This is a genomic window from Spirillospora sp. NPDC048911 (assembly GCF_043198015.1).
Classification (GTDB): Bacteria; Actinomycetota; Actinomycetes; order Streptosporangiales; family Streptosporangiaceae; genus Spirillospora.
Window position 1 is genome coordinate 446,306 of sequence record NZ_JBICUD010000004.1, and the last position, 17,744, is coordinate 464,049.

Consider the following 17,744-nt stretch of genomic DNA (forward strand, 5'->3'; position numbering starts at 1 on the left):
CAGAGCGCAATTCGGTGGCCGGGCCGCAGGCGGCCACGGCAAGCGCGGCGGGGCGCGGCGAAGCGGATAGCTTGCGGCGGACGCGTCAGCTCGCGGCGGGCAGCAGAACGCGGCCCGACAGCAGGTCCAGCGCGCGCTCCACATCCTCCCGCGTCGTCGACAGGTGGAACGAGCAGCGCAGCAACCCCGCCCGCACCGCCGCGGCCACCTTGTTGGCGCGCAGCAGCTCGGCGGTGCCCTCGCTCACCGGGACCGACACGATCGCCGAATCGCCCGGCGGCAGACCCAGCCCGGCACGGAACCGCGCGGCCAGCGACACGTCGTGCCGGTGGATCGCCTCGATCCCCACCCCCTCCAGGAACTCCAGCGCCGGGGCGTGCCCCGCCCACGCCTGCCAGGCCGGGGACATGTCCAGGCGGCGGGCGTCGGCGGCCAGCCGCAGCGGCGCGCCGTAGATGGAGTCCCAGATGTCGGCGCCGGCGTACCAGCCGGCCGCGATCGGCGGCAGCGCGGCCAGCGCCTCGGCGGTGCCCGCCAGGAAGCAGGTGCCGCGCGGGCCCAGCAGCCACTTGTAGCCGCCGCACACCAGCAGGTCGACCCGGTCGGCCGGCAGCGGCAGCCAGCCCGCCGCCTGCGTGGCGTCCAGCAGGACGCGGGCGCCGTGCGCGCGGGCCGCGCCGATCAGGTCCTCCATCGGCGCGATCGCGCCGTCGGCCGACTGCACCGCCGACACCGCCACCAGGTCGACGCCGCCGTCCACCGCGTCGGCGATCCGTTCCAGCGGCACCGAGCGGACCGTCAGCTCCGGCCGCGCCAGGAACGGGAACAGCAGCGAGGTGAAGTCGCCGTCGGCCGTCAGCACGGTGGCGCCGGCGGGCAGCGACGCGGCCACCAGCCCGACGAAGTAGGACACCTGCGGGCCGATCGCGACCCGGTCCGCGGGCAGGCCGATCAGGCGCGCGAAGGACTCGCGCGACCGGGTCACCACCGCGTCGCCCAGGTCGGTGGTGAGGAGCCCGGCCGCCCGGTCCCGCTCGGCCGCCAGCATCGCCTCGTGCGCGATACGGGGCGGCAGTCCGTAACTCGCGGTGTTCAGGAACGTGACCTCGGCGGCGAACTCCCGCTGCGCCAGGCTGATCGGAATACCCATGTCCCGATCATCGCCGACCCGCGAGCCATAGGGCAAAGTCCCATCTTCTGGGGCATCCATAAATGAGGTTGATACCTTGGCGGGATGCTCGATCTGCACCGGGGCCGGATCCTGCGCGAGGTGGCGCGGCTCGGCTCGATGACCGCCGCCGCGCGGGCCCTCTCCTACACCCAGCCCGCGGTCTCCCACCACATCGCGCGGCTGGAGGCCGAGGTCGGCACGCCGCTGGTCGTCCGGTACGGGCGCGGCGTGCGGCTGACCGAGGCCGGGCGGATCCTGGTCGAGCACGTCGAGGACGTGCTGGGCCGCATGGCCGACACCGAGGAGCGCATCGCCGCCATCGCCGGGCTGCGCGCCGGCCGGGTCCGCGCCGCGGTGTTCCCCACCGCCGCGGCCGCGCTGCTGCCCGACGCGCTGGCCGGGCTGCGCGACCGCGCGCCCGGCGTCGCCGTCACCCTCGTGGAGGCCGAGCCGCCGCAGGCCCTCGCCGCACTGCGCGCCGGCGAGGTCGACCTGGCCGTGGTGTTCTCCTACCCCGGGGCGCCGCCCGACGGCGGCACCCGGCTGCGCGAGGTCGCGTTGTGCGAGGACCCCGTCCGGCTCGCCCTGCCCGCCGCCCATCCGCTCGCGGCGCCGGCCGCCGCGGGCACGGCGACCCTGGCCGACCTGGCGGACGAGACGTGGGCGTCGGGGTGCGAACGGTGCCGCGGCCACCTGCTGCGCGCCTGCGAGCAAGCCGGCTTCACCCCGCGCATCGCGTTCGCCACCGACGACCACATCGCCGTCCAGCGGCTGGTCGCGCGCGGCCTGGCGGTCACCGCCCTGCCCGGCCTCGCCCTGGCGCTGCACCACGAATCCGGGCTGGCGCTGCCGGCGCTGCCCGACCTCGGCCGCCGCCGCGTCAGCGCGCTCGTCCCCGCCGGCACGCGCCCGCCCGCCGTCGCCGCGCTGCTGGACGAGCTCGGCGACGCCGCCGCCCGGACGGCCGGCGCGATCACGATCGAGGAGGGCGGCGCTCTTGACGGCCCGCCACCGGTGACGACATAAACGGTCGTATCGCCGTGCCCGTCGTCTGGCCGTTCCCTCCGAAAGGGATTCCCATGCCGTCCATCACCGTCGCCGACGCGAACGTCCACTACGAGGTCGAGGGCACCGGTCCGGGGCTGGTCCTGGTCCACGGCACCCAGGGCAGCGGCGAGACCAGCTGGGGCCATCTGGTCGACGGGTTCACCGGCGACCGCACCGTCGTGCGGCCCGACCTCAGCGGCAGCGGCAAGACCACCGACGCGGGCGGCGAGCTCACCGTGGAGACCCTGGCGGGCCAGGTGGCCGCCGCCGCCCGCGCCGCGGTCGACGGTCCCGTCGACATCGTCGGCTTCTCGCTCGGCGCGGTCGTCGCCGCCGCCACCGCGGCGCTCGAGCCGGGCCTGGTCCGCAGGCTGGTGCTGGTGGCGGGCTGGGCGCACACCGGGAACGCCCGGCAGCGCCTGATGTTCGAGCTGTGGCGCGAGCTGGACCGCGCCGACTTCGGGCTGCTCAACCGCGAGGTGATCCTCAACGGCTTCAGCCCCCGCTTCCTGGAGGGCCTGGGGCCCGCCGGCATCGCCGAGACGATCGCCGCCGGCGCCCGCGAACCCGGGCTGGACCGCCAGCTCGACCTCGACCTGCGGGTCGACGTCCGCGATCTGCTGCCCCGGGTCACGGCCCCCGCGCTGGTGGTCGAGCTGACCCGCGACCAGCTCGTGCCCGCCTGGGGACCCATCGCCCTGCACGACGGCATCGCCGGCAGCCGCTACACCGAGATCGACAGCGGCCATCTGGTGCTGTTCGAGCGCCCGGCCGAACTCACCGAGCTCATCCGCGGGTTCGTCCTCGACTAGGACGTCCGGTACCTCTAGTACGTCGGGTCCTGGCCGACCTCACCGCGCCAGCCGCCGGTCTCGCGGCCCTGCTCCTCGATGAACTCCTTGAACCGCTTGAGGTCGCCCTTGACCTTGCGCTCCACCACGTTCAGGGCGTCGCCGGCCTTCTCCACCGCGCCCTCGGGCGCGAACTCCATCTGGAGCATCACGCGGGTCTTCTCCGGCGCCAGGTGATGGAAGGTCACCACGCCCGCCTGCCGGGGCTCCTCGACCGACGTCCACGCGATGCGCTCGTCGGGCCGCTGCTCGGTGATCTCGGCGTCGAACTCGCGCTTGACCCCGGCGATGCTGGTCTTCCAGTGCGTCCGGGTGTCGCTGATCTGGTCGATCTTGTCGACGCCCTCCATGAAGCGCGGGAACTCGGTGAACTGGGTCCACTGGTTGTAGGCGGCGCGCACCGGCACCTCGACGTCGATCGACTGCTCGATGGTGCTCATGACCGATTCCTCCATTCAGGTCGGGTCCTGTCGGGTTCGTGGCCGACCCTGCCCATAGCGGGAGGGGTCAAACGCCGGGGGTGAGCACCGACACCCGCCCGGTGCCGAGGTCGTAGTACGCTCCGACGATTCCGAGCGTCCCGGCACGTATCGCCGCGGCCAGCGCCGGATCGGCCGCCAGTTCCCGCGCGCTGCGCAGGATCTGTGCCCGCACCGTCAGGTCGGCCACGTCCCCTCCCGCCGCGCCGCGCGCCGCCTCGCGCACCGCCTCCTCGTAGGCCGGCCGCAACGCCGCCACGACGGTTCCGAGCCGTCCCGGCGGCGGGTGCCCGCCGGCCCCGAGCGCGGCGACGGCGGCCTTCACCGCGCCGCACCGCTGGTGGCCGAGCACCACGATCAGCGGCGTGCCCTTCTCCAGCGGGCCGTACTCGACCGACCCGGTGACCAGCCCGTCCAGGGTCTGGGCGGCCGTCCGCACCGCGAACAGGTCGCCCACGCCCTGGTCGAACACGGTCTCCGGCGGCACCCGCGAGTCGATGCACGACACCACGGTCGCCAGCGGCGACTGCTCGGCGGCGACCTGGCGGCGGCGGTGCTCGCTCTGGTCGGGGTGGCGCAGCCGCCCTTCGGCCCAGTGCCGGTTGCCCTCCGCCAGCCGCGCCCACGCCTGCGCGGGCGTCGGATGCTCGGCGAGGTGCGGTGAGGTGCGCCCGCACCCCGAGGGCAGCAGGGCGGCGAACCCGGAGAGCCCGGCGCGCAGCACCAGACGGCGGGCCAGAACGGGTGACGGGCAGGTCACAGCTCCCCCTCTTTCCGCCCCCCACCAGCAATGATGACAGAGAGTGAACGTCGGTGAGGGTTGCTCGCCGAAACGCCCTGCTAGGGTTTGCGAACGTTCATTCACAAACTCGGAGGGGCCGTGGCACGACCGCGCACCACCAGCGACGAGGCGATCCTCGCCGCGACGGCACGAGCCCTGGGGCGCCTGGGGCCGGGGCGGCTGACGCTCAACGCGGTGGCCGCGGAGGCCGGGCTGTCCCCGGCCACCCTCGTCCAGCGGTTCGGCTCCAAGCGCGGGCTCCTGCTCGCCTTCGCCCGGCGCGCCGAGCACGGCGCCCGCCTGCCCTTCGAGCGCGCCCGCCGCGACCACCCCTCGCCGCTGGACGCCCTGCATTCCGCGATGGCGGCGATGGCCGCCCACGTCGCCGGCCCCGAGGAACTGGCCAACAGCCTCGGCTTCCTCCAGCTGGACCTCACCGATCCGGAGTTCCGCGAGCACGCCCGGGCCCACACCCGCGTCACGCGTGAGCAGATCCGCGCGCTGCTGGCCGAGGCCGTCGCGGCCGGAGAGCTGGCCGCCGGCACCGACCCCGCCCGGCTCGCCCGCTCGGTCCAGGTCACCTACAACGGCACCCTGATCGTCTGGGCGCTCGACGGCGAGGGCGCCCTGCCCGGCGCGGTGCGCGCCGGCCTCGACGACCTCCTCGCCCCCCACCGCCCCGACCCGGAACTGGCGGAGCGCCAATAACGTTGGACCGACCGGACGATCGTTCGGGAGGGACGGCATGAGCGAACGGGACGACCTGGCCCGGGCGGGCCGCGCGATGGCGGCCGCGACGATCGCCTCGCGCGTGACCGGCTTCCTGCGGGTACTGGCGATGGGCGCCGCGCTCGGCGTCGGCACCGCGCTGATGTCCGGCTACACCGTCGCCAACACCGTGCCCAACGCCCTGTTCGACCTGCTGCTCGGCGGGGCGCTGGGCAGCGTCCTGGTGCCGCTGCTGGTGCGCGCCGCCCACGACGACCCGCGCGCGGGCGACCTGTACGCGCGGCGCCTGCTGGCGCTGGTGGTCTACCTGCTCGGCGCGGCCACCGTCGTCACCGTGGTGCTCGCGCCGCAGATCGTCAGTCTCTACGCGCCGCACTTCCACGGCGCGCAGCGCGAGGCGACCGTCGGCTTCGCCCGGCTGCTGCTGCCGCAGATCCTCTTCTACGGCACCAGCGCCGCGCTGGCCGCCGTCCTCAACGTCCGCGGGCGGATGGCCACGCCGATGCGGGCACCGATCGTCAACAACCTCGTCGTCATCGCCACCGCCGGGATCTACCTGCTCATCGGCGGCACCCACGACGCCGGAGCGCTCACCCGGACCCAGGCCCTGGTGCTGTCGCTCGGCACCACCGCCGGTGTCGCCGCCCAGCTGCTGGTGCTGGCCTGGGCGAGCCGCCGCGCGGGCTTCACCCCGCGGCCGGCCGCCGACCCGCGCGGCATCGGGATCCGGCGGGTGCTGCGGCTGGCGGGCTGGACGCTGGCCTCGGTCCTGGCCACGCAGACGGTGTTCCTGGTGGTGACGCGGCTGCTGTCGGGGGCCGGGGAGGGCGCGATCGGCGTGTACGCCAACGCCTACACGCTGTTCCAGCTGCCGTACGCGGTGATCGCCGTGACCGTCATGACCGGCATGCTGCCGCGCATGAGCAGATCGGCCGCCGCCAGCGACCTGGCCGGGATCACCGCCGACCTGTCGCGCGGCCTGCGCGTCACCGCCGTCGTGCTGCTGCCCGCCGCGGCCGCGCTGATGCTGCTCGGCCAGCAGATCGCCACCGTCCTGTTCGGCGACGGCCGGCAGGCGGGCCCGGTCGTGGCCGCGTTCGGCCTCGCGCTCATGCCGTTCGCCGCGTACCAGATCATGATGCGGGCCTTCGCGGCCCTGCAGGACACCCGCACGCAGGCGCTCATCGGCGGCGTGGTCGCCGCGTCCACGATCGGCACCGTCCTCACCCTCGCCCACCTGCTGCCGGCGTCGCGGCTGGCCGCCGGGACCGCCGCCGCGTCGGCCGCGGGCCACACCATCGGAGCGCTGGTGGCGGCGGCGGTGCTGCGGCGCCGGCTCGGCCGGATCGACGGACGGCGGCTGGTCGCCAGCCACGCCCGGATGGCGCTCGCCGTGCTCGCCGCCGCGGCGGCCGGGGCGCTCGTCCTCGCCCTGGTGGCACCGGCCGCGGGGATGGGGCGCGCCGGGTCCCTGACCACAATGCTCGCGGTCGCCGTCACCGGGGCCGCGCTGTACGCGGTCGCCGCCCGGTGGATGCGGGTGAACGAGCTGCGCGTCGTGCTCGCCGCGCTGCCCACGCCTTAGCCGGCGGCGCGCAGCAGGCGGGCGCCCAGGTCGCGCAGGCGGTCGGCCAGCTCGGGCGGCTCCCTGACCTCGAAGTCCAGTTGCAGGAACGCGATGCGCAGCGCGGTCCACTCCAGGGACTCGGGGGTCGTGCGCAGGACGCAGGTGTGCTCGTCGACCGGCTCCAGCTCGGTGCCGCTCACGCGGAACACGTCGGCGAGCCGCTCGGCCGAGGCGTGCACCAGCAGGACCGCGCGCATCGTCGACCCGAACGCGCGGCCCTGGCGCACGAACGCGGCGGCGTCCTCGGCGGGCAGCTCGCGCGGGCCGAACCGGACGCCGGTCGGCCGCGCCTCGGTCACGCGATCGATCCGGAACGTCCGCCAGTCGCCGCGGTCGACGTCGAAGGCCACCAGATACCAGCGGCGGCCGGCCGGCACGAGACTGTGCGGGTCGGCCTGGCGGCGGGACACCGCGTCGTCCTTGTCGCGGTAGGCGAAGCGCACCCGCTCGCGGTCACGGGCGGCGGCGGCCAGCACCGTCAGGGTCTCGGGCGCCACGGCCGGGCCCGCGGGCGCGCCGTCGATGGGGACGGTCGCGGCGTTCAGCGCGCCGACCCGCCGGCGCAGCCGGTGCGGGAGGACCTGTTCCAGCTTGGCCAGGGCCCGCAGTGAGGTCTCCTCGATACCCTCCATCGCGCCGCCGCGCAGCCTGACGGCGATCGCCACGGCCTCCTCGTCGTCCAGCAGCAGCGGCGGCATCGCGGTGCCCGCCTCCAGCCGGTACCCGCCGATCGCACCCAGCGTGGCGTGCACGGGATAGCCCAGCTCGCGCAGGCGCTCCACGTCGCGGCGCACGGTGCGGCCGCTCACGCCGAGCCGCTCCGACAGCTCCGGTCCGGTCCACTCGCGCCGGGTCTGCAGGAGCGACAGCAGCTGGAGCAGCCGTGCCCAGGTGGTGGTGTCGGTCACCCGCCGAGCCTACGGGCGCCCGTGACCGGTTCCGGCGGTGCGGCGGCCGGAACCGGCGCAAACCATCGACAGCCGCCCATTCCGGCGGGCAGGGTGAAGCCAGTCAAGTTGATCACTCGATGGAGAGGATCTTCGGATGGCGTTGCGCACCCCTCCGCGCTTCCTGCCGCTCGCGGTGGCGGCCGCCGGGCTCCTGGCCCTGGCACCCGCCGCCTCCGCCGACGCGCTGGCGGCGAGCAAGGCGCAGTTCACCCCCGGCGCGCCCGGGGCCGGCGATCCGTACTTCCCGCAGCTGGGCAACGGCGGGTACGACGTCGCGCACTACGGGCTCGACCTCACCTACGACCCCGAATTCGACCAGCTCGACGGCGTCGTCACCATCAGGGCCACGGCCACCCAGGACCTGTCGAGCTTCAACCTCGACCTGTCGGGCCTGGACGTCGAGCAGGTCCGCGTCGACGACCGCAGGGCCTCCTACAAGCGGCGCGGCGCCGAGCTGACCGTCACCCCGCGCAAGGGCCTGCGCAAAGGCCGCACGTTCGAGGTGCGCGTGACCTACGGCGGCGTCCCCCAGACGATCGTCGGGTCGCCGATCGTGTTCGGGTCCCCGTACGGGTTCCTGCACACCCCCGACGGCATGAACACCACCAACGAGCCCAACGGCGCCTCGACGTGGTTCCCCTCCAACGATCACCCCTCCGACAAGGCCACCTACGACTTCAAGATCACCGTCCCGGCGGGGCTGACGGCGGTCGCCAACGGCGTCCCGGTCGGCAAGAGCAGCGGCAAGGCCGGGTTCAGCCGCCGCAGCGCCGCCGCGCCCTCGGCCACCTTCCGCTGGCACGAACCCGACCTGATGACCACCTACCTGGCCACCGTCGACGTCGGCAAGTGGGACGTCAGGACGGGCAAGACCGCCGGCGGCGTCCCGATGTGGGTCGGCGTCGACCCGGCGCTGGCCACCGCCACCACCCCCACCGGCGCGCCGGCGATCGACTACTACTACGACGTGACGGCCCGCTCCACCGACCTGTGGGTCCAGACCTACGGGCCGTACCAGAACAACACCGCCGGCGCGATCGTCGACGACGCCAGGTTCAACGGCGAGCCGCTGGGCTTCTCCCTGGAGACCAACGGCAAGCCCATCTACTCGGCGATCCGTCCCGACCGCACCATCGCCCACGAGATGGCCCACCAGTGGTTCGGCAACGCGGTCGGCCCGCGCGACTGGCAGCAGATCTGGCTGAACGAGAGCTTCGCGCGCTGGTCCAACTGGTACTGGACCGAGAAGCAGGGCGGCAACACCGTCGCCACCGAGGCCCTCAACACCTACAACCTGCACCCGGCCGACGACGCCTGGTGGAACGTGGTCATCGCCGACCCCAAGCGCGACACCATGTTCCACAACCGCGTCTACCACGGCGGCGCCATGGTGCTGCAGTTCCTCCGCCAAAAGATCGGCGACGAGAAGTTCTTCCGGCTGCTGCGCACCTGGTACGCCCAGAACCGCGGCAAGACCGTCGTCACCGAGCAGTTCACCACCCTCGCCCAGCAGATCGCCGGGCAGGACCTGAGCGCCTTCTTCAACACCTGGCTCTGGTCCCCGGGCAAGCCCCCGCTTCCCTAGCGGGAGACGAGAACGGCATGAGCGGCCGGACGGTTCACCACCGTCCGGCCGTCGACTTTGGTCTATAGGTGTTTAGCGCTTCGGACGCAGCACGGCCCGCCGGCGGCGGCGCACCCTGAAGACAACGACCAGGCAGACCATGCCCAGGTCCGTGATCAGGGGGAATCTCGATGAGCGGCACCGCCCGGGACAGATGGGTGCTCGACCACGACGGGCACCGCCTGGAGGTCGAGACCGAACGCACCGGCTGGCAGCGCGTCGCGCGGCTGTACGTCGACGAAGACGCGGCCGGCGAGGCGGACGAGATCATCAACAAGGGCGAGCTGCCCTACGGCGACGAGCTGACCGTGGTCGTGCACTTCGACCCCAGAGGCATCCTGGACGGCCAGGCGAGCCGGATCGAACTGGCCCCCGCCAAGAACGAGAACGATGGCGACGCGGACGAGGACGACGAGCAGAAGAGCGGCGACGACACGGCGGAGACCAAGGTCTCGCTGGTCAAGAAGCCCGAGGAGGACGACGGCAAGACTCCGGTGTTCCCGTTCACGCCGCCCGAGGGCAGCCGCGCCGCCAGGCGGGAGAAGTGGGGCCGCGAGCACCCGGTCCTCTACGCCGCCCGGCATCCCGCCGCCGCCACCGGCAAGGTGCTGTTCCCGCTGCTGGGCGTCGGCGTCCTGATCAAGCTGCTGCTGTCCTACCTCCCCGAGCCCGACATCGACCTGCCCTCGGTCGACCTGCCGTCGATCCCGCTGCCCGACCTCAGCCTCCCCGACCTCGACCTCCCGCTGCCCGACCTCAGCGTCCCGTGGTGGATCAAGGTGATCGTGGTGACGGCCAAGTTCTGGATCCCGATCCTCGTCGCGTGCGGCGTCGCCGTCCGCGAGGTGCGCAAGCGCAAGAAGGACGAGGGCAAGGCACAAGGCACCGAGCAGGCGTCAGCCGCTGAGGAGGGCGAAGAGCCCCGCGCAGGTCAGGGCGACCATGACCACGGCGATCGGGACCTGCCCGCGCCCGGAACGGCCGGGCGGCCCGATGCGCAGCGCGAGGTCGTGGGCGGCGACGGTCGCCGCGATGTGCCCGAGCACGATGGCGTTGACCTGCACCTGAGCGGTGAGCGTCGGACCGGCTAGGTCGTAGTCGACGCGGTGGCCGGTCGAGCCCAGCAGGTTCAGCCCGGTCCCGAACGGGTCGCTGGCCAGGATGACGGTCATCTGCCCTTCGAGCACGAAGAACGAGAAGTAGTGCGCCAGCGTGTAGCCGAGCGCGATCGGCAGCAGCGTCGCCGCGAACCGGCCCGGCAGCTCCGCCGGGTCGTCGCCGGTGAGCACCGCGCCGGCGCGCAGGGCCGCCACGTACAGGGCGGTCACCAGGCCGATGGCGCCCGCCAGCCCCAGCGTGCCCGCCACCACACTGCCGGGATCGACGTTGTCGCGCCAGTACGTGGTGCGGGTGACGCCGTCGAAGCCGGTCGAGCCGATCAGCACGCAGGCCGCCGCCACCAGGCCGGGTTCGCCGGTGAGGCGCGTCAGCCCGGTCAGCGGCGTCCGCAGCACCAGCGTCCCGTCGCCGCGGCGGCCGATGGGGCACATCCGCGCCAGCAGGCTCGAATAGGCCTCGAACCCGTCACCCCGCGTGAACCAGTCCCGCCCGTACACCCGGGCCAGCGCCAGGTTCACCACCGCGTAGCCGATGATCAGGGCGCCGACCAGACGCGGATCCGAGCGGTGCGGCGCGACCAGCTCCAGCCAGACGAAGCCGGTCAGCCACGCGGCGGCGGGCCGGTAGCCCAGCCGTTTGGGCGGTGGCCGGCGCCCGGCCGGATCGGCGCGCGTGATCCGGCAGAGCCCCGCGTGGAGTGTGCGCAACGGGTTGACCCGCCGCCACACCGGCCCCAGCAGCACGCTGGCCGGTACCAGCCCCACCCAGAACGTCACGTACAACGCCCACGGGGCCAGATTGGCCGCGTCACCGCCCGGCCCGGCCAGCGCGACCACCACCACGAACAGGGTCGCCGCCAGCGCCGCCGCGCGGCCCGCCCAGGTCAGCGCCGGTGAGTCCAGGACGCGGGCGAGACGCGCGGGCAGCGGCCTGCCGCCGTCGGGCCGGAGCCGGGGACGCCGCCAGGCCACGGTGAGCGCCAGGAACGATGCCGCCACCGCCGCTCCCCCGCCGGCGATCGCGGCGACGGCGTCCAGCGGCAGGTCCGTCCGGCCGCCGAGGCCGTGCGCGAGCACCTCCACCGGTCAGCTCACCTGCAGCTCGAAGAGGCGCGCGCCGGAGTGGTGCAGCTCGGCCTCGAACACCCCCGGCTTGTCGGCGACCACGTCGAGGGTGCCGGGGCGGCCGGGCGACAGCTTGAGCGTCCGGTCGTAGCCGTGCAGGTGGAACTCGTCGGCCTCGTCGGCGGTGACAGTGATCCGCACGGTCGCGTCGCGGCGCACCTTCACCCGGCTCTGAGCGGTCGTGACCTTCCCGTGGGCGAACGTCACCGAGACGGGGGTGACATCGGGCTTACCTGAAGGTCCGGTGGATGTGGCGGGTGGGGGCGACGCCGCTCCCGAGCCGCCCGGGCCGGCGGAGGCGCCCGCGCTGCCCGTGCCGCCGGACGGCGCCGCGGGCTCGCCGCATCCGGCGAGCGTCACCACCGCCCCAGCGGTCACCGCCGTCACCACCCTCAGCAGTACGCCCCTCATGCCGCTCCTTCCGATCAGGTGCTTCACACCACATAACGTGACACTAGACAATGGCACATAGTGAGATGACATACTCCGGCCGGGGTGGGTTTGTACCCCGTTTTGTCGGCTATGGGAGCATCCGTGTTGGATCGAGTGAGTGACACAGGACTGACCGTCGCGCTGCGGCTGGCCGCCCCCGAGGAGAAACCCGCGGGCGGCGCGGCCCTGGACCAGATCGTCATCGCCTCCGGCGGCGCCGCGCTCCTCACGGCGTTCCTGCTGGTCTTCGGCTGGGGGCACCGCACCGGCCGGATCACGCTGCTGACGCGGCTGGCCGGGCTCGCCGAGCGGGGACCCGGCCGCGGCCTGCCCGGCTGGGCGGCGCTGCCCAGCGTGGTGGCGTTCCTCTCGCTGATCACCGCGCTGCTCGGGATGTACTGGGACATCTCCCTGCACATCTCGCACGGCCGCGACGAGGGACCGCTGGCCAACATCGCGCACTACCCGATCCTCATCGGCCTGTTCGGGATCTTCACCGCCGGCGTCCTGGCGGTGGCGCTGCCCAAGGGCGAGCGCCCCGGCCCCGCCGCCGTCCGGATCACCCGCGACTGGTACGCCCCGGCCGGCGGGGTCCTGCTGGCCGGCGCCGGGTTCTACGCCCTGCTGGGCTTCCCCCTCGACGACGTCTGGCACCGCATCTTCGGCCAGGACGTCACCCTGTGGGGGCCGACCCACCTCATGCTCATCGGCGGCGCGGGCCTGTCACTGGTCGCCATGATGATCCTCGAACGGGAGGGCCGTCAGGCCGGAGCCACCGGCGGCGACCCGGCCGCCGCCGCGGCGCAACCGTCGGCTGCGGCACGCTACCTGCGCCGGGGCATGCTGGCGGGCGGGCTGCTGATCGGGCTGTCGGTCTTCCAGGCCGAGTACGACTTCGGCGTGCCGCAGTTCCGCCTCGTCCACCAGCCGCTGCTGATCGCGCTGGCCGCGGGCTGCGCGCTGGTCGCCGCCCGGCTGTGGGTCGGACGCGGCGGAGCGCTCTTCGCCGTCGTGTTCTACATGCTGATCCGCGGCGGCGTCTCCGTCGTCGTCGGCCCCGTCATCGGCGAGCTGTGGGCGTCGGTGCCCCTCTACTTCGCCGAGGCCCTGTGCGTCGAGGTCGCCGCGCTCGTCCTCGCCCGGCGTCCGATCGCGCTCGGCGCGGTCAGCGGCCTGCTCATCGGCACCGCCGGATTCGGCGCCGAGTACGGCTGGAGCCAGGTCGCCATGAAGCTGCCGTGGACCGGCGACATCCTCACCGAAGGCATGATCATGGCCGTGGCCGGCGGTGTCGCGGGCGGGCTGTGCGGCGCGCTGCTGGCCGAGGGCCTGCACGGCAGGCTGCCGCGCCCGGCGGTCTCGCGCATGCTCTTCGCCGCCGCCCTCGCCGGCGTCGCCGCCGCCGTCGCCAACGGCCTGGTGATCTCCGTTCCGGCGAACGAGAAGGCCACCGTCACCCTCACCGACGTCCAGAACGGACCCGCCGGCCGCACCGCGCACGCACGCGTCACCCTCGACCCCGCCGGCGCCGTCGACGACCCCGCCTGGGTCGCCGTCACCGGATGGCAGGGCCGGGGCCTGCACGTCGAGCCGCTGATCCGCGAGGGCCGGGGCGTCTACCGGACCAGCGAGCCCATGCCGCTGCACGGCGACTGGAAGACCCTCATCCGCGTCCACGACGGCCGCACGCTCGCGGGCGTCCCGATCTACATGCCCGCCGACGCCGCCATCGGCGCCAAGGAACTGCCCGCGCCGCAGACCTTCACCCGCGACGTGCAGAGCGAGAAGAAGATCCTGCAACGCGAGCTCAAATCCGACGTGCCCGGCTGGCTCTGGCTGGTCTGCTCCTCGGTGGTGCTGTTCTGCACCCTCGCCTTGGTGATCGCGCTCGGCTGGGGCGTCTCCCGCGTCTCGCGCGTGATCCCGGCGTCCGCCGCCCGTACCGGCGACCGGCCGAAGGTCACCGCATGACCGTGCCGGTGACCATGCCAGTGTCCGTGGCCGACGGGGTGCTCGCCGCCCACCCGCTGATCAGCGCCGTGCCGTTCTTCGTGCCCACCTTCGTCGTGGTCGCGGTGATCGCCGTCGTGGTGTGGCGCGACCGGCGCCGGGGCGACGACGAGGAGACCCGCGACATCACCTAGGGTGCGGGACATGACACCGCAGCCCTCCTACCTCGCCGAACTGTTCTCCCTGGACGGCCGGGTCGCCGTCGTGACGGGCGGCAGCTCGGGCATCGGCCGCGCCATCGCCGAGGCCCTCGCACGGGCGGGCGCGAGCGTCGTCGTGGTGGCGCGCCGCGAGGCCGAGCTCGCCGCCACGACCGCGGACCTGGAGGCCCGTGGCTGCAGGGCCGCGTGGGTCAGCGCCGACCTCGGCTCCCGCGACGGCGTCCGCGCCGCCGCCGAGGAGGCCGTCAAGCCGTTCGGCGAGCCCGACATCCTCGTCGACTCCGCGGGCGTCAACCTGCGGCCCCCGATGGGCGAGATCGGCGACGAGGTCTGGGACGCCACGATGGCGGTCAACCTGCAAGCCCCGTTCCTGCTCGGTGAACGATTCGGGCCCGGCATGGCGCGGCGCGGCTTCGGCCGCATCATCCACGTCTCCTCCCAGCAGGCCTTCCGCGCGTTCGTGCAGAGCGGCGCCTACGGGGTGTCCAAAGCCGGGCTGGAAGGACTGACCCGTTCCCAGGCCGAGGCGTGGTCGCCGCACGGCGTCACCTGCAACACCCTCGTGCCCGGGTTCGTGATGACGCCGCTGAACGCCCGGCTGTCCAGCGACCCCGAGAAGGTGGCCGAACTCGCCGCCCGCACCATGGTCGGCCGCAACGGCCTGGCCGAGGACTTCGCCGGCGCCGCGGTGTTCCTGGCCAGCCGGGCGTCCGCGTACGTCACCGGCCAGGCGCTGTTCGTCGACGGCGGGCTCTCCAGCCACTAGGCCGCCGACCCGTCACGACCACAGGCCCGTCAGGTCCAGAGCCTGCCGCGGGGAGCTCGCATGACGGATGGCCGACAGCGGACGGCCCCGCTCGTCCAGGACGTGCCACCCGCCGAGCTGGACGACGGGCACCCGGCCCGCCCGCATCGCCAGCGCCAGTTCCGACAACGTCCCCCACGACCCGCCGACGACGATGACGGCGTCCGCGGCGTTGACGATCACGCTGTTGCGCGCCTCGCCGAGACCGGTGGGGATCGCCACCGTGAGCGCCGGGTCGGCGGCCGACCGGTCGGCCGCCGGCAGGACGCCCACGACGATGCCGCCCGCCGACCGCGCGCCGGCGGCCACGGCCGCCATCACCCCGCCCTGCCCGCCGCAGATGACGACGGCCTGGCGTTCGGCCAGCAGCCGGCCCGTCGTGCAGGCGTCCTGCCATTCCTCCTCCGAGCACGCGCGCGGCCCGCACACCGCGACCTGCACCGGCACTACTCCACCGCCACTACTGGGCCGCGAGCTCGTCGGCGATCCGGTCGATGCGCCGCGCCAGGTCGAAGTCCTTGCCGGTCAGCCCGCCGGCGCTGTGCGTGCTCAGCGCGAACGTGACGGTGCGCCAGCGGATGTCGATGTCGGGATGGTGGTCGGCGTCCTCGGCGGCCCGCGCGACCTCGACCACCAGATCGATGCCGGCCAGGAACGAGGGGGCCGTCAGCTCCCGGCGGATCTCGTCCCCCGCACGCGACCACTCGGGCAGCTCCTTCAGGTGGGTGGTGATGGCGGCGTCATCGAGGGTGTCTGCCATCGCTCTCTCCTTTCGGTGGTGCCTCGCCCCCGAGTACATCACCGCGACGCCGTGAGGTCATACACGGTGACGCCGCCGACGGTCTTCGCCGTGAACGTGGCGGTGACCCAGGCGCTGATCTGCTGCGCCGCGTCGCTGCCGCCCGACCCTCGCGACATCCCGCCGCCGAAACCGCCACCCGTCCCGCCGCCGACGAAGTAGTGGATCTTCTTCTCCCGGACGTATCGCTGGAACTGGGCGAGGGTGGGCGCCGGATCGGTGCCGTTGAACCCCCCGACCGCCATCACCGGCTTCCCGGTCGCCAGCTGGTAGCCGGCCGCGTTGTTGGACCGGACGGCCGCCGCGACCCAGGTGTAGGAGCCGGCGTTCGCCTTCAGCAGGGCCGTCAGCTCGGCGCTCGGCGTCGTGGCGTTCAGCAGGCCGCCCGGCCCGCCGCCCATCCCGCCGCCGCGGGCGCCGCCCATCGCGCCGGGCGGCTGACTCATGCCCCGGCCCTGGCCTTGGCCCTGACCGGCGCCGCCGGGACCGAAGCCCCCGCCGTTCTGGCCCTGCGAGAACCGTGTCTGCATGCCCGGTGGACGCCCCCCGCCGAAACCACCCTTGGGCCCGCCTCGCCCGCCCGGACCGCCGCCCGTCGACGGGCCCGCCGTGACGATCGCGCCGGTCTTGGGCGTGGTCACCGTGTCGACGGCGTACGCGGCGGGCCCCGCGAACGAGGTCGCCAGGGCCAGCGCCGCGGCGCCGACCACCGCGGCGCGCGGCAGCCACACCGTGGCGAGCATGAGCCCCGCCGCGACCAGGCCGCCGAGCAGCACCGCCGGCCCAAGCCACGGATGCCAGTCCTGCGTACGGCCGAGCAGCACGAACGACCACACCGCCGTCACCGCCAACGTGCCCGCCAGGGCCGCGGCGGCCGCCGGGACGCGCCGCCGCTGCCACAGCATGGCCGCTCCCATTCCCACCAGCGCCGCGATCGCCGGAGCGAGCGCGACCGTGTAGTACTCGTGGAAGATCCCCTGCATGAAGCTGAAGATCACGGCGGTGATGAGCAGCCAGCCGCCCCACAGGGCGAACGCCGCACGCGCCGGATCGGCGCGCGGCGCACGCCGGGTGATCCACAGCCCGGCCGCCGCCAGGATCAGCGCGGCGGGCAGCAACCACGAGATCTGGCCGCCGATCGAGTCCCCGAACATGCGCAGCCAGCCCGCGTCCTGGTTGAGGTTGCCCAGCCCGCCGGTCTCCTCGCCGTTCAGCCGGCCGAGCCCGTTGTAGCCCAGCGCCAGCTCCAGCACGCTGTTGTGCTGCGAGCCGCCGATGTAGGGACGCGACCCGGCGGGGACGAGCGCGACGATCGCCACCCACCAGCCCGCCGACACCAGCATCGCGGCGCCCGCCAGGAGCAGCTGCCAGATCCGGCGCCGCACCAGGGTCGGCGCCGCCACCAGGTAGACCAGCGCGAAGACCGGCACGACCAGGAACGCCTGCAACATCTTGGCCAGGAACGCGAACCCCACGCACGAGCCCGCCAGCACCAGCCAGCCCGTGCGTGCGTTCTCCTGGGCCCGCACCAGCGCGTACGCCGCCACCGTCAGCAGCAGGACCAGCAGCGCGTCGGGATTGTTGAAGCGGAACATCAGCGCGGCCACCGGCGTGAGCGCCAGCGCCGCCCCGGCCAGCAGGCCGGCGCCGGCACCGAAGCCCCTGCGCACCGTCGCGTACAGGGTGCCGACGGTGGCCACGCCCATCAGCGCCTGCGGCACCAGGATGCTCCAGGCGTTGACGCCGAACACCCGCGCCGCCAGCGCCATCGGCCACAGCGCCGCCGGTGTCTTGTCGACGGTGATGGCGTTGGCCGCGTCGGAGGAGCCGAAGAAGAACGCCTTCCAGTCCGACGCCCCGGCCTGGACCGCGGCCGAGTAGAAGGAGTTCGCCCAGCCCGACGAGCCCAGGTCCCACACGTACAGGACGGCCGTCAGCACGAGCAGGGCCAGTAGAGAGGGTCTCGCCCAGCGCGGATCACGCGCCGATGCCGGGGCCGGTGCCACTGTGGGTGTCATGGTTGCGGTCATATGAG

The 17,744-nt window shown here is 73.9% G+C and carries 17 protein-coding genes; 8 read left to right on the top strand and 9 right to left on the bottom strand.

All coding sequences use genetic code 11. The annotated features are described in order from the left end of the window. Window positions 1–85: 85 nt before the first annotated feature. The gene (locus tag ACGFNU_RS20285; protein ID WP_392595645.1) at window positions 86–1,150 is read right to left on the bottom strand and encodes an aminotransferase class V-fold PLP-dependent enzyme; all 1,065 of its coding nucleotides are present in this window, start codon (window positions 1,148–1,150) and stop codon (window positions 86–88) included. 84 nt (window positions 1,151–1,234) lie between these two features. On the opposite strand from ACGFNU_RS20285, the gene ACGFNU_RS20290 reads away from it, so the two are divergent. Next, on the top strand, window positions 1,235–2,197 hold the full coding sequence (locus ACGFNU_RS20290) for a LysR family transcriptional regulator (RefSeq protein ID WP_392595647.1): 963 nt from the start codon (window positions 1,235–1,237) through the stop codon (window positions 2,195–2,197). Window positions 2,198–2,250: 53 nt separating this feature from the next. Next, the gene (locus ACGFNU_RS20295; RefSeq protein WP_392595649.1) at window positions 2,251–3,030 is read left to right on the top strand and encodes an alpha/beta fold hydrolase; all 780 of its coding nucleotides are present in this window, start codon (window positions 2,251–2,253) and stop codon (window positions 3,028–3,030) included. 14 nt (window positions 3,031–3,044) lie between these two features. On the opposite strand, the gene ACGFNU_RS20300 is transcribed toward ACGFNU_RS20295, so the two are convergent. Both ACGFNU_RS20300 and ACGFNU_RS20305 read right to left on the bottom strand, forming a co-directional pair. Continuing rightward, the gene (locus tag ACGFNU_RS20300; RefSeq protein WP_392595651.1) at window positions 3,045–3,509 is read right to left on the bottom strand and encodes an SRPBCC family protein; all 465 of its coding nucleotides are present in this window, start codon (window positions 3,507–3,509) and stop codon (window positions 3,045–3,047) included. 67 nt (window positions 3,510–3,576) lie between these two features. Further along, on the bottom strand, window positions 3,577–4,308 hold the full coding sequence (locus tag ACGFNU_RS20305; RefSeq protein ID WP_392595653.1) for a carbonic anhydrase: 732 nt from the start codon (window positions 4,306–4,308) through the stop codon (window positions 3,577–3,579). A gap of 120 nt (window positions 4,309–4,428) precedes the next feature. Here ACGFNU_RS20305 and ACGFNU_RS20310 point away from each other — a divergent pair, with 120 nt between their 5' ends. Next, window positions 4,429–5,037: a TetR family transcriptional regulator gene (locus ACGFNU_RS20310; protein ID WP_392595655.1), complete on the top strand. Its 609-nt coding sequence runs from the start codon at window positions 4,429–4,431 to the stop codon at window positions 5,035–5,037. Window positions 5,038–5,074: 37 nt separating this feature from the next. After that, the gene (gene murJ, locus ACGFNU_RS20315; protein ID WP_392595656.1) at window positions 5,075–6,643 is read left to right on the top strand and encodes a murein biosynthesis integral membrane protein MurJ; all 1,569 of its coding nucleotides are present in this window, start codon (window positions 5,075–5,077) and stop codon (window positions 6,641–6,643) included. Here the strand turns inward: murJ and ACGFNU_RS20320 are convergent. After that, window positions 6,640–7,593, bottom strand: a complete 954-nt coding sequence (locus tag ACGFNU_RS20320; RefSeq protein ID WP_392595657.1) for a helix-turn-helix transcriptional regulator — start codon at window positions 7,591–7,593, stop codon at window positions 6,640–6,642. The two genes, murJ and ACGFNU_RS20320, sit on opposite strands and share 4 nt — an antisense overlap. Window positions 7,594–7,729: 136 nt before the next feature. Between ACGFNU_RS20320 and ACGFNU_RS20325 the strand changes: the two genes are divergently transcribed. Beyond that, on the top strand, window positions 7,730–9,220 hold the full coding sequence (locus tag ACGFNU_RS20325) for a M1 family metallopeptidase (RefSeq protein WP_392595658.1): 1,491 nt from the start codon (window positions 7,730–7,732) through the stop codon (window positions 9,218–9,220). A 935-nt stretch (window positions 9,221–10,155) separates the two neighbouring features. Here the strand turns inward: ACGFNU_RS20325 and ACGFNU_RS20330 are convergent. Further along, window positions 10,156–11,460, bottom strand: coding sequence for a hypothetical protein (locus ACGFNU_RS20330; RefSeq protein ID WP_392595660.1), 1,305 nt, complete (start codon window positions 11,458–11,460; stop codon window positions 10,156–10,158). 3 nt (window positions 11,461–11,463) lie between these two features. Further along, the gene (locus tag ACGFNU_RS20335; RefSeq protein ID WP_392595662.1) at window positions 11,464–11,913 is read right to left on the bottom strand and encodes a hypothetical protein; all 450 of its coding nucleotides are present in this window, start codon (window positions 11,911–11,913) and stop codon (window positions 11,464–11,466) included. A gap of 135 nt (window positions 11,914–12,048) precedes the next feature. Between ACGFNU_RS20335 and ACGFNU_RS20340 the strand changes: the two genes are divergently transcribed. From ACGFNU_RS20340 to ACGFNU_RS20350, 3 genes are read left to right on the top strand one after another with little or no spacing between them, the layout of a single operon-like run. Continuing rightward, on the top strand, window positions 12,049–13,905 hold the full coding sequence (locus ACGFNU_RS20340; protein ID WP_392595663.1) for a hypothetical protein: 1,857 nt from the start codon (window positions 12,049–12,051) through the stop codon (window positions 13,903–13,905). Next, window positions 13,902–14,078 carry a hypothetical protein gene (locus tag ACGFNU_RS20345; RefSeq protein ID WP_392595665.1) on the top strand — a complete coding sequence of 59 codons (177 nt, stop codon included), beginning with the start codon at window positions 13,902–13,904 and terminating at the stop codon, window positions 14,076–14,078. The genes ACGFNU_RS20340 and ACGFNU_RS20345 overlap by 4 nt, the downstream gene beginning before the upstream one ends. A 10-nt stretch (window positions 14,079–14,088) precedes the next feature. Continuing rightward, entirely contained in the window at window positions 14,089–14,871 is a 783-nt protein-coding gene (locus ACGFNU_RS20350) for an SDR family NAD(P)-dependent oxidoreductase (protein WP_392595667.1), read from the top strand. Window positions 14,872–14,883: 12 nt separating this feature from the next. On the opposite strand, the gene ACGFNU_RS20355 is transcribed toward ACGFNU_RS20350, so the two are convergent. Genes ACGFNU_RS20355 through ACGFNU_RS20365 form a run of 3 tightly spaced genes read right to left on the bottom strand, consistent with a single transcriptional unit; the run spans window position 14,884 to window position 17,727 of the window. Next, entirely contained in the window at window positions 14,884–15,351 is a 468-nt protein-coding gene (locus tag ACGFNU_RS20355) for a TIGR00725 family protein (protein ID WP_392595669.1), read from the bottom strand. 19 nt (window positions 15,352–15,370) lie between these two features. Continuing rightward, entirely contained in the window at window positions 15,371–15,670 is a 300-nt protein-coding gene (locus ACGFNU_RS20360; RefSeq protein ID WP_392595671.1) for a 4a-hydroxytetrahydrobiopterin dehydratase, read from the bottom strand. Window positions 15,671–15,708: 38 nt separating this feature from the next. Beyond that, window positions 15,709–17,727 (bottom strand): ArnT family glycosyltransferase, encoded by a 2,019-nt coding sequence (locus tag ACGFNU_RS20365; protein WP_392595673.1) that lies wholly within the window; start codon window positions 17,725–17,727, stop codon window positions 15,709–15,711. Window positions 17,728–17,744 lie beyond the last annotated feature (17 nt).